The 12,128-nt window shown below is 49.7% G+C and carries 9 protein-coding genes; 5 read left to right on the top strand and 4 right to left on the bottom strand.

The features are described from left to right. Positions 1 to 221: 221 nt before the first annotated feature. Positions 222 to 1,265 carry an undecaprenyl-diphosphate phosphatase gene (locus NG792_RS14050; RefSeq protein WP_261235788.1) on the bottom strand — a complete coding sequence of 348 codons (1,044 nt, stop codon included), beginning with the start codon at positions 1,263 to 1,265 and terminating at the stop codon, positions 222 to 224. Positions 1,266 to 1,713: 448 nt separating this feature from the next. Here NG792_RS14050 and NG792_RS14045 point away from each other — a divergent pair, with 448 nt between their 5' ends. The 4 genes from NG792_RS14045 (at position 1,714) to nadB (ending at position 6,213) form a co-directional block, all read left to right on the top strand. Further along, positions 1,714 to 2,397, top strand: a complete 684-nt coding sequence (locus tag NG792_RS14045; protein ID WP_261199408.1) for a DUF3120 domain-containing protein — start codon at positions 1,714 to 1,716, stop codon at positions 2,395 to 2,397. Between the two features lie 218 nt (positions 2,398 to 2,615). Further along, the gene (locus NG792_RS14040) at positions 2,616 to 3,608 is read left to right on the top strand and encodes an adenylate/guanylate cyclase domain-containing protein (protein ID WP_261199407.1); all 993 of its coding nucleotides are present in this window, start codon (positions 2,616 to 2,618) and stop codon (positions 3,606 to 3,608) included. Positions 3,609 to 3,840: 232 nt separating this feature from the next. Beyond that, on the top strand, positions 3,841 to 4,269 hold the full coding sequence (gene psbU, locus NG792_RS14035; protein ID WP_261199406.1) for a photosystem II complex extrinsic protein PsbU: 429 nt from the start codon (positions 3,841 to 3,843) through the stop codon (positions 4,267 to 4,269). A 243-nt stretch (positions 4,270 to 4,512) separates the two neighbouring features. Then, positions 4,513 to 6,213, top strand: coding sequence for an L-aspartate oxidase (gene nadB / locus NG792_RS14030; RefSeq protein WP_261235787.1), 1,701 nt, complete (start codon positions 4,513 to 4,515; stop codon positions 6,211 to 6,213). Between the two features lie 851 nt (positions 6,214 to 7,064). Here the strand turns inward: nadB and NG792_RS14025 are convergent. Both NG792_RS14025 and NG792_RS14020 read right to left on the bottom strand, forming a co-directional pair. After that, positions 7,065 to 9,311: a CHASE2 domain-containing protein gene (locus NG792_RS14025; RefSeq protein ID WP_317619510.1), complete on the bottom strand. Its 2,247-nt coding sequence runs from the start codon at positions 9,309 to 9,311 to the stop codon at positions 7,065 to 7,067. A 123-nt stretch (positions 9,312 to 9,434) separates the two neighbouring features. Next, a complete protein-coding gene (locus tag NG792_RS14020) occupies positions 9,435 to 10,403 on the bottom strand; it encodes a vitamin K epoxide reductase family protein (RefSeq protein ID WP_261235786.1) in 969 nt (322 codons plus the stop codon). Positions 10,404 to 10,642: 239 nt separating this feature from the next. On the opposite strand from NG792_RS14020, the gene NG792_RS14015 reads away from it, so the two are divergent. Then, positions 10,643 to 10,777: a hypothetical protein gene (locus NG792_RS14015; protein ID WP_261235785.1), complete on the top strand. Its 135-nt coding sequence runs from the start codon at positions 10,643 to 10,645 to the stop codon at positions 10,775 to 10,777. Positions 10,778 to 11,234: 457 nt separating this feature from the next. Here the strand turns inward: NG792_RS14015 and btpA are convergent, their stop codons facing one another. Continuing rightward, positions 11,235 to 12,086 (bottom strand): photosystem I biogenesis protein BtpA, encoded by an 852-nt coding sequence (gene btpA / locus NG792_RS14010; protein WP_261199433.1) that lies wholly within the window; start codon positions 12,084 to 12,086, stop codon positions 11,235 to 11,237. Between the last annotated feature and the right edge of the window lie 42 nt (positions 12,087 to 12,128).

The following is a 12,128-nucleotide window of genomic DNA, read 5'->3' as shown; positions in this document are numbered from 1 at the left end:
TTAGTCCATGCCCAACTATCAAATTGCCCCATCGTAGTGGCGTTAGCTGCAAGGCAGGGTTGTCCTGTGTGTCAGATTGAGCGGTTATTTTTTTGATGCATCCGTTATCTATAACTGAAGCACCGTAACGCTCATGGCATGGAATCACTCCCTAAAGGGATTGTTTTCTGCCCCTCCCTTAACGGGTTGGGAATGGGCAGACCGATACTCTCTACGGTGAACTAGGGCTGTATCCAACCCAACGCCAGGGCAAATAAAATCACACTACCAAAGGCTATCCGATACCAGATAAAAACCCAGTTACTCTGGGTTTTTAAGAAATTAAGCAGCCACGCGATGGAGAGATAAGAAAAGACGGCGGATGAAATCAATCCTCCCACCAGAGGGACCATGCCAATGCTGTCCAAATTAGAACTCAACAGATCCTTAAGTTCCACTAATCCAGCTGAGGTAATCGCCGGAATGCCAAGCAAAAAAGAAAACCGGGCAGCAGTGGTGCGATCTAATCCCATGAATAATCCGGCGGTAATGGTAGAACCGGACCGAGAGAAACCGGGAACCAAGGCGAGGACCTGAGCGAGTCCCATTAATAGACCATCTTTCAGACTCAATTGCCCAAAGGTGCGTTTTCGCGCCCCAAAACGTTCAGCAATCCCGAGCAAGATTGCCATTAAAATTGAGACAACACCGATCGCCGTGAGAGTCCGAAGATTTTCCTCGTAAAACTCCGGAATCAGATATTTGATAATTAACCCAAATAGGATAATTGGCAGGGATCCGATGAGAATGCCTAGGACAATCCGAAAGTCCTGGTCCTCATATTCACGCCGTACCAGCGCCCGCGCTGCTCCATTGCCTAGGGTACTCAAATCGGGCCAAAAATACCAAAGCACGGACCCGATGCTGCCGAGTTGCAGGATAGCCGTGAAGGCAACCCCGGGATCTCCCCACCCCAAAGCCACGGGGATGACTTGTAAATGGGCGGTACTGCTAATCGGGATAAATTCGGTCATTCCCTGGACGAACCCGAGTGCGATCGCCTGAAATAAATTGATCTGGGTTTCTGGTTCCATGAGCTCCGAGGCGGATTCAGTCACAGCCAAGATTTGCGGACTGGAAGTCCACCCAGATAGGGAAGTGGTGATGTCGGTAACGCGACTGGACCCTAGTAATTCGCTGCTGAGTGCTTTGCCAGCGGTGGCGATCGCCATGCCGATGGCACTGAAACTCCCTAGAGTTAAAAACTGATTGCGTGATAGTCCCATGAATTTTTGCGATGTTATCTGTCTGGAAAATCTAAACTTGACCTTTATAGTGGATGGATTTATTCCAGGAGAAGTTCTTAATCTTCTTTTTTCCTAGATTCCTACAGAGGAGAGTGGAGCCACTGTGCCATAGGCTTTTTTCCCATCCGGGAGTGCCTCAGAGCAGAACAAACGCATTATATTCTCTATTGGCAATTTAAGATGGGGCGACAAGCTGAAGCCCAAAATTTTGCATTGATTCTATAAAATCTGGGGTCATTCCGGAGAGATGGCCCCGGCTGGTCCTGTTCTTTTCCCCAGAATTCCAGGAATCGAGTAAAATTTAGGAAGGGAAATCCCCTAGGGGGGGATATTTCTTGTGATATCTTAAATAAGATGAAGTTAAGTAAAGAATATTAAAGAGTTGTTAAATAAATCCTGGTCTTCTTACACCTCTGCAGGAGCAGCCGTGAAATCTGTAAGCCTCAGTCTGAATCCTTCGTTTAGCCCCATCGGGGTCGGCCAACGGTTGCGGATGTTTGCCGCTGCCGCCTTTCTGGTATCAGTCCCCGTCTTCTTTGAAGCCCCCTTAGTGCGGCATCTGCCCCTACTCGCTGTCGCCCTGAGTGTGGGGTGGTTAGGGCTGGCGCAAGTGTTGCGATCGCGTGATGGCAGCCAGATTTGGGGTGATTTATTAATCGGATTTACCGGCAGTTGGTTGGCCGGGGCCATCTACTGGGGATGGTTTCGATGGGAACCCTTGCTACACTTACCCCTAGAGGCGATCGGGCTACCCGTGGCCCTGTGGTGTCTGTGGCGCGGTCACCTGGCGATCGGAAGCTGGTTTTATTTGGGTTCCTTATTTGGCACCACCGTCACCGACGTTTATTTTTATGTAGTAAACTTAATTCCACACTGGCGACAGTTGATGCAAGTCGAACCGGAACTAGCAATTCCGATTTTTCAGAATGCGTTGGCGATCGTCAACACCCCCTGGGGCTGTGGTTGGGCAGCGGTCCTCGGAATTCTGTTACTCGGGGTGGGTAGTTTACCCTTGCGCTCTCATGGGTTAAAATGGTGGGCGTTTGGGGGTGCAGTATTGAGTACAATTGTTGTAGACAGCTTGTTTTGGCTGGCAGCCCTAGCCGCCTGAATGGTCAATTAGAGCTTGAATATCCCCTCTTACAGGGTTAAGTATCTGACTTAAAAAGGGGTAAGCATCGTTGAAGGGGACCTGTTCCAACTGAACAACACCAACCCAAAACCCACAACTTTCCTCAACCTTTCCTCAGAAAGGTGGAAGACCTTCAGTCTAGGGTTACTCCTTTTAAAATGAGAGCGTTACAAATCCATAACGTTGGTGCTTAACCTGTGGCAAATCTCCCACCTACTCCTCATCTCTTACTGCGAACTGAAGCAGGGAACCGCTATCTCCCGTTAGTGGGAGGTAACTGCTGGACAATTGGACGAAGTGAAGATAATAATTTCGCAATTGGCGATCGCTGGATGTCCCGCGCCCATGCCATGCTGCAGTGCATGGACACGGGGGAATTTTATTTGATCGACCTCGGGAGTCGCAATGGATCCTTTGTCAATGGCCGCCGCGTGAGCATCCCGGTGATCTTGCACAATGGCGATCGCCTGACCTTCGGACAAACCGACCTGGAATTTTTCTCCCCAATGGCCGATCTGAGTGACTGCTCAGAAGAGTTAGGAACCGCGAAGGATTTTACCGTCACGGCGGCCTTGCACGTGCGCAGGTTAATCTCGGTGATGGTCGTGGATATCCGAAATTTCACCGTTTTGACCCAACAACTGGATGAAAAAATCCTCTCGGAAGTGATTGGGACCTGGTTCCGCTGTGCCGGGAATATTATTCGCGATCGCGGCAGTTGGGTGGATAAATATATCGGCGATGCCGTCATGGCAGTCTGGTTTCATAGCACCCAAGAAGTCAGCGACGAAGAGATGCTGCGAATTTTTCAGGCCCTCAATTCCTTGCATGAGGTTACCGAAGACCTCAATAAACGCTATCCCCTGCCCTTTCCGCTGCGAATAGGGGCCGGAGTCAATACGGGATATGGCATGGTTGGCAATACCGGATCGGGCGATCGCCCCGACTACACCGCATTAGGAGATACCGTCAACGCCGCCTTTCGCTTGGAGTCGGCTACCAAAGAGATCGGCCTGGATATTGCTTTGGGTGAAACCACTTATAAATACTGTCGGACCGTCCCGGGACATGAGGACTTGTTCAAGCAGCATAGCGTCCATCTCAAGGGCTACGAAAAGCCGACCATCACCTACGCTTGCTCCTTCGCCAACCTGGATGCCTTTTTGCGTTCCCAGGCCGCCAACCGCTAAAACTCCCCTTTTAACCCTTTTAAATAGAATTAGACCTAAAGCCATTGGGGGAGATCATCGGATCTGTCCAGGTAATTCCTATCCAGCGCCTACTCTTATGGGAGCCGGACCCCTTGAACACAGCCCCACTCGGGAAAAAATCTGCTGATTTGGCAGAAATCAAAAAAAAATCTGTAGGTAAAATGGTAGTCTCTATTAAAAGGCTGTTTATGAGAAACAAAGGAATAAAGTTATGCAAAGATTGGTTCGCCTGGTCGCAGTCTTCGGCTTAGTCGTGGGTTGTCTGGGATGGTTAGGATTTCCTCAAAATGCAGCCGCTGCGGGCTGGAGGGGGATATCCTTACAATCCACGATTTTAGTCTCGCAACCCCAGTATCGCAATCCCATCGATGATAAGCTGGCGAGTGAGTTTGGCGAAAAAATTGACTTAAATAACACCAACGTTCGGGCTTTCCGGCAGTATCGGGGACTGTATCCCACCCTGGCGGGGTTAATTGTCCAAAATGCCCCCTACGAGAAAGTTGAGGATGTTTTAAGCATTCCCAGCCTGAGCGATCGCCAAAAAGAATTGCTACAAGCCAATCTGGATAAATTTACCGTCACCGACCCTGAAGTCTCGTTAATTGAAGGCGACGATCGCATCAATAACGGCTATTACTAAACGATCTCCTGTTCCGGTAGAACACACAGAGATCGTTAATTTCGTCCTTTGTCCATTAAGGTAATATAAAGAGCTTCTATAGGGCTTCTAAATCATTGGAGCAATAGGCAGTAGGCCCTTGGACCCCGATGCAAGACCCCGGAGGGTTAGGGAGACAAACGTGCTACGGCGACCCGAATGCTCCCCTAGATTTACCCAGCCCTATAGAATCGGCTCAACTACTTGACAAGGGGCGATTTTTCATTGAGCAATCCGTCACAGTTCGATCCCGGTCTCAATCAGAGGATACCCACCACTTTTGATGTATTGGTTGTCGGCGCTGGTGCTGCGGGTTTGTATGCAGCCCTGTGCCTTCCTGATACTTACCGCGTGGGTTTAATTGCCAAAGATAGCTTGCCGATTTCCGCAAGCGATTGGGCGCAGGGGGGTATAGCCGCTGCGATCGCCCCCGATGATTCTCCCAAGTTCCATATCGAAGATACCCTCGTTGCCGGTGCTGGGTTGTGTGATCTAGAAGCCGTCAAGTTTCTCGCCGAACAAGCACCTAACTGTGTTCAAAACTTGCTAAAACTGGGTGTAGCCTTCGACCGGGACAATCAAGGAACCTTAGCCTTAACCCTAGAAGCTGCTCACTCCCACCGCCGCGTTCTTCATGCAGCAGATACCACGGGTCGAGCCATTGTCAGCGTCCTGAGCAGTCGGGTCTTGAGCTGCCCCAATATTCAGGCGATCGAAAATGCCGTTGTTTTGAATCTGTGGATTGACCCAGAGACCGAACGCTGTCAAGGCGTCCGCCTAGTGTATCAGGGTCAGATTTACTGGGTGCGTGCTGGTGCTGTAGTTCTCGCTACCGGCGGCGGTGGTCAAGTCTTCGCCCAAACCACCAATCCTTCAGTCAGTACCGGGGACGGGGTAGCAATGGCATGGCGTGCCGGTGCAGTTTTAAGAGATTTAGAATTTTTTCAGTTTCATCCCACCGCACTCACCAAAGCGGACGCTCCCCGATTTTTAATCAGTGAGGCAGTCCGGGGTGAGGGCGCTCATTTGCTCGACGATCGCGGCTATCGCTTCATGTTTGATTACCATCCGGCGGGAGAATTGGCACCGCGAGATGTGGTCAGTCGCTCGATTTTTATGCATCTTCAGAATTGGGGCACTGACCCCACCCCGGGATGTGTTTGGCTAGATTTGCGCCCGATTTCCGACGAGCGGATTCGCCATCGCTTTCCGAATATTATCCAGGTTTGTCAAACTTGGGGAGTCGATTTGTTTAGGGAACCCATTCCGGTGGCACCAGCGGCCCATTACTGGATGGGTGGGGTTCAAACAGATTTGTACGGACGCACTTCGATTCCCGGTTTGTATGCGGTGGGGGAAACGACCAATACCGGCGTGCATGGTGCGAATCGCTTAGCGAGTAATTCTTTGCTGGAATGTCTCGTGTTTGGTGCTCAGTTAGGGGCCATTGAAATTGATCCCAATCGGGGAGAAGGGGTTGAGGAAGAGACGGTGACCTTAGAGAGTAATCGATTGGGGAAAGATTTACCCGCACAACAAGCTTATATTCAACAACTGCGGCGATCGCTACCGTTGCTGGTTTGGCAAAGTGCGGGAATTGTGCGGGGACAAGCGGCCTTAGAAGCGGCGATCGGGCAAATTAACACCTGGCAAGCTGAATTTGCCGCCCTTCCTCTGTCTCAATATTTATTAAAGCCGGTGGTTGGTCAGAGGGTCAGTTTTTCCATCCCCAATGCCAATGAACTGCTCGTTCAGTGGTCGGAAACCCGCAATTTACTGGATGGAGCCTACTTGATTCTCACCAGTGCCATGTTTAGAACCGAAAGTCGTGGGGGTCACTATCGCTTAGATTATCCCCATACGGATCCCAGTTGGCAAGCTCATACTGTGGTTCAAAACCAATCTTGGCGCAGGATTCCCCTTTGATGGTCCTGCCATTTCTGCCGATAGCTATTTCTTTCACTGAGTCTTAGGTGGGGCTCTCCTATAAATATCCGGTGAAGCGTCAGGAGTAGGCCCGGGTTTAAAGCAACGGGAGGGTTTGTCCCTAAATTCCGAGGGCAAGTCTTAGAACTAAATGTAGCGGGTTCCAGCTCCAGGGGTTTCACCCTGGGGCTTGCCGTTACCCGGCCTTGGCGGTTCATATTCAGCAATGGAAATCTCCAGATTCGAGCCGGTTGTATTCCGGAGCGATTCAGGAGTCAAACTCGTTGGCCAGCTCGTGAGGGCCAGGGTTGTCCCTAGCAAGCTGCTAATTGAAAAGAGAGTGATTGTACTAGAGCGAAGTAACGTAAACATAACACCCTTGACCCCATAAAATAACCTTCCTAGTAGATGTCCCCCTGTGGTATTAGTTTATCAGTAGATTCACGTATTTGTCCAGTAGCTGAAAAAAAATTTTTGGAGGGGTACCGTGGATTTACCGAGGAAGTTTTTGAGGGGTTAGAGCTAGGTCACGGGGTTAAAACCTGTGATTTCAATGAAATTCTCCACCGTTGAAGTCCGCTCAGGTTCAGGGGTATCCGTATTTACTCTTACGCGGCTGTGGTGACTCAGTAGATGTTTTCTAAAATGTCTAGTAACCTTGACAATAGGGTTTAGGTATAGAGTTTGTGTCGTGATTGATTCAATTCTTAACATACATTAATATTTCTCATCATCAATCCTAATATCCCCCCCCGTTTAATGGTGGATCTAGGGTGGCAAAATTAACCCGCTGTGGATCTAGAGAGAACTCCTCGATATCCTTGATCCCTGTGCTTACCGGGTCCGGAAGTTTAGGAAACTTCATAAAATTCATATTGATTTTTACCGAGTTCTTTAGAACGGTACATCGCCGCGTCTGCACGCTTAATTAAGGTATCTGCATCTTCCCCATTCAAGGGGTACAAGCTAATTCCGATACTAGCGGTGACATGAATCAAGTCTCCAGCGATCGCAACGGGTTCCCCCAAAGTCGTCATAATCTTCTGCGCCACACTCGCCACATCTTGCTGCCGAGGAATTGCCGGTAAAATCACGGTAAACTCATCACCCCCCAGACGTGCCACCGTGTCACTCCCCCGCAAACAGGCAGTGAGTCGTCGCGCCACTTCTTTCAATAACAAGTCGCCGCTGTCATGTCCGAGGGTATCATTAATTTGTTTAAACCCATCTAAATCAATAAATAAAACTGCTACAATTTGGTGATTAATCGCCGCCCATTCTAAGGCTTGATTGAGCCGATCAGAGAATAATTTTCGGTTGGGAAGATTGGTTAGAGTATCGTGATAGGCTTGGTGGCGCAATCGGTCTTCAGAGACTTTTAATTCTTGGTAAGACTGAGCCAATTCTGAAGCCGTGCGTTTGAGTTCTTCTTCCATCTTCTTGCGTTCAGTAATGTCTCGAATCACCCCCACTAAGAAGACATTTCCGGCTGAATCTTTATGCAAAGACCGTTTTGTGGCAATATAATGTAGCGTTCCCGTGGCATCGGTCAACTTGGCTTCATTTTCATGGGGTAAACCTGTGGTCAAGACCCATTCATCTTCCTGCCAAAAGAGATTAGCTTCATCGGTGGAAAAAATTTCATAATCCGATTTTTCAAGAACTACTTGTAAAGGATAGCCAATGAGTTTACAATAGGCATCATTTAAGACAATCCAGTGGTGGTTTTTATCTTTAACAAAAATGGGGTCGGGGATGGTATTGATGATTTGGTCTAAAAAGTCTTTGGATTCGGCAAAAGAGCGTTTTAATTTTTCTTCATGATAAGCAATATAAGAAGTGAGCAATCCGGCGGAACATAAGAGGGTTAAGAGGGGAGGAATTAAGGGGACCCACCAGCCTATTAAAAAGAGCAGGGTAGCGCTACCGAAGAGGGTTAAGGAAGCCAGGAGGATACTCGCCGTTAGGCGAAGTGGCGATCGCCCGGTGGAACTGATGAAGGCACCGGCGATCGCCCAGAGCACAATCCACAGCCATTCGAGGGGTTCAGACCAGAAAAAAATCGAGGGAGCACGGTCATTTAAAGCCGCACTGATGATTTGGCTGACAAAATTGGCATGAAGCTGGACCCCAAAGACTTTTTTAGGGGCCTGGAACAATCCCGCACTATGGGGGGTATAGAAAAAATCATTGATACTTGTAGCGGTTGAACCGATCAAGACCACGCGATCGCGCACCCAATCCCCTGGAACCTTACCCTCTAACACATCCCTCATGGAGACCTCGCGATAGGGGACCAGTTCAGACTTACCCGGGGGTCCCAGATGAAAATTAGCCAGTAGTTGATAACCCCCATTATCTTGGCCGATATAGGGTCCATCATTGGCTTCAAACCGAGGAAAGGTGTGAGGACCGAGTTGGAAATGCTTGGGATGCTCAGATGAGGGTTCAAGTTTAATCCCTTCCCCTTGCAGATAGATCAAGGCCAGTTTTAAGGCAAAACTTTGGTAGGTTTTCTCCTCACTCCATAGATAAAGCAGATTACGGCGGATGTTGCCATCGGAATCGATCGCCACATTGTTAAATCCCACCGCATCCAATTGCGCCAAAACTTTCGGAGGACGGACCCCGATGAGGTTGGTACCGATCGGCACCTCTTCAATGCCAATCAGATTAGGGGTAGTGGCAAAGACCTGTTGTAACTCAGCGTAACCGGGTTCGGCTGGAATATCTCGATAGAGATCCAGACCGATCGCCCGGGGAGAGTAGCTATCCAGTTTTTGCAGCAGTTCAGCTAAGACGCGATCGGAAATCGGCCAGGTTTGGAATTCCCGGATATCGGTTTCGTTAATTCCCACAATCAGGATGCGATCGTCCCTCGGTTCCGGGGGACGCCAACGAAACATCTGGTCATAAGCCGCCCATTCCAGAGACTGCAACAGTCCCGTGGAGCGCAAAATCAACACAAACCCGGCCACACCGACAACCGCCTTAAAGGGAAGCCAAATGCTCCCACTCCAGTCGGGAAGTCTTTGTTGCCACCGTTGCGTCAGGGCACTCCAGAGTAGTTTTGGACCTTTAAGGGGCTGCATTTTCATGAAATACTAGCTTTTGAGGGGATTTAATCTGCTTAGAAAAAGGACTGGGATCCGGACTTTCCCCGTGCGAGTCCAGCCTCAAACCGCATTGGGAATTTCTCGGATCCTGGGGTTTAGGGTAGGTTAGGGACTCGGTAAGACGTTTTTAAAGTTACTTGGCCCTTGATAGCCGGACAATTCCGCTAATTCAGAGAGCGATCGCACCCCTGGATATTTTTCCCCGTTAATGATCCAGGTGGGAAATCCTTCAATTCCAACTGATTTACAGAGTTGAGGTTGGGGATTTTTGCCCAGGGGGTCGCATTCAATGTAGTTAATCTCACTCACTGCTTGTTTTCCAAACAGTTCCTTTTGTTCATGGCAATGCGGACACCAATAGGCACTATAGTTTTTTGCCCCCACTGCACTCAGATGTTGGGCTAAGGCGATTTCAGCTTCACCGGAGGAGGTGGAAATCGGCCAGCCTGTATTGGAGGGGGGGCGTCCAGCCTGACGCTGAACGATGGAGTTGTCGGCAGAAACTTGGGTCCCTGGGTTATTGACACTGGCATAGACCCCCAAGGCGCTAATCAGGGTAATCATGCCGACAATAATGCCGATAAAGAACAGTTGGCCGCGATCGGGCCAATCGCGGCCAATGATGGTTAAGACAAACAGCAAGACTGAAAAGACTGCCGAAACCATGCAGTAAGGACAGACTGCTTGCAGGGTAAAAAACATGATGTATGTCAGGTATAGACTAAACACCAGCATGGCGGAGGCGATCGCAAACATCAGCAACCAGGATGTGTTGTCTACCTGCGATTTCAACCCTTTTTGGGTCTCTTCTTTGATTAATAGGGGAGCAAAGGCCAAAATCGCCATTGTGGTATAGCCTAGAAAACCAAATAGGGTGAGGGGCAACCCAAAGATTTTGGCATATTCGCTTTCCAGGACAATTTGGCAGCCGGTGGTGGGACAAACTGCCGCAGCGGATCCGGTAAACTCAACGATGGTCAAAAAAGCGGTTTCTAAAAGACCTAAAACGGCGATCGCGCCAATAATATGACGCGACCAGCGGTAAATCCACGGAGTAGAACGTCGGCGACTCATAAGAAAAATTTGGTAATTTGCAAACCGAGAGTTTTTAAACCTCGGAGGAAAAGCGCATCACAGGGGTTAAACCCCCGTGAGCATTGAGGATTACTATCGCCTTGGGGTGACTTGGCCTGGGGTGCTTTTGTGATGCACTTTCAACGGGACAATTACCGCCTCAAACGTTTTACCCTGTACGCATAGTATTTTTTGGGGTAGGCACCCCTTCCGTTCCCGGAGTGGTAACCCCTTAAATCATGTTATCGGTCGCTACTATTGTTGAACAGACGGTCTTCATCGGGGTAAAACTGTTTAACGATCCAGTTTTAGAGCCAGGAACTTGCTTCGTATTCCTGGATATAGCGCGTCTCGATGAATTGGACAATTTTTAGGCGTGAGTGGGGTCCGGAAAGCGACCTTTCAGTAGTAGGGAGCTTTCCGGCTCCCACTCCTTAATTCTATTGTCAGAATAATTGAGACTTGCTATAGGGTAGGGAACCGTTGCCGATAACTGAGTCAGTTAAGACTTGGGCAGGTCAACGACTATCTGAGGCAAGGGTTGACGACCCTGTTCCTCAGATGGGACTGTGACGATGGCTCTTGATTGCTCAAGTAGCAAAGCCAGGACAATTTGATTGTGGCATATTCGCTCAGGGGAAGGGGGAATGCTCTAGGCCGAAGGATGAGTGCGGCAGGATGAAGGGGAGGGATAGGGGATGAAGGGGGAGGGATAGGGGAGGAGGGAGGAGGGATGATTTCAGGAACCCAAATGAAAAAGCCGGATCAGGATGAGGGATGAATTTTCCCCCTTCATCCTGATGCCTTCATGGAGTGGTTTTCAAAAAGCCCTCACCCTGAATGCAGCTTGATAGCCGCCAGTGACGCGGAGGGAGTTTCGAGAGAGAGACTCCGGCGAGTGGCTTCTACGAATTGACTGACGCGGATGGGGTCAACGGGTTGTTCGAGTTGTCCATGTCGTTTGAGGGAACTACAGACAATGACCCCATTGGCTGCCTGCATTAAGGTAGAAATATTGTCCCAGTTGGCACCGCTGCCAATAAAGACGGGAGTGCCTTTAGCTGCAGCGATCGCCAGTTCTAAATCCTCAAAACTCGGAGGGTTCCCAGTTGCCCAACCGGAGAGAATCACGCCATCGGCTAAACCGCGCTCAATGGTTTCTTGCACAGCGGTGGTGAGATTGGGGGACCCCAAGGGCCGCGCGTGCTTGACTAAAACATCGGCCAGGATTTTAACCTCGCTGCCGAGTTCTCGCCGATAGCGCAGCAGTTGGTGCGCTTGTCCTTCGATTAAGCCTTGGTCCGTCGCCATGACCCCAGTGAGGACATTGACCCGGATAAAGCTGGCACCGACACAGGAGGCGATCGCCAATCCACTCAGGGCGTCATTTCGCAAAACGTTGATTCCGATCGGCACCGTTACCAAGTTCATCAGCCGATCCACGATCAGGGTCATGGCACTCACTACGGCTGGATCAACCTGGCCGTTCGTAAAGGGAGCATCAAAGAAATTTTCGACAATAATACCATCAACCCCGCCTGATGCCAACGCTGTGGCCTCTCGCTCGGCTCGCTCAATGACAGTTTTGAGGCTGCCCCCCCACCTCGGAGAGGTCGGCAGGGGCAGTAAATGGACAACACCAATAATCGGATTCGGGGTTTTGAAGAGCTGTTTTAAGTCCACGTTGTTACTATCTCGGACGCCACAAGAACGTTCGGTCAACCA

It is taken from the genome of Laspinema olomoucense D3b (assembly GCF_025370785.1).
GTDB lineage: Bacteria > Cyanobacteriota > Cyanobacteriia > Cyanobacteriales > Laspinemataceae > Laspinema > Laspinema olomoucense.
The sequence above is the reverse complement of the archived record's forward strand: the minus strand, read 5'-3'. Positions and strand labels throughout refer to the sequence as shown.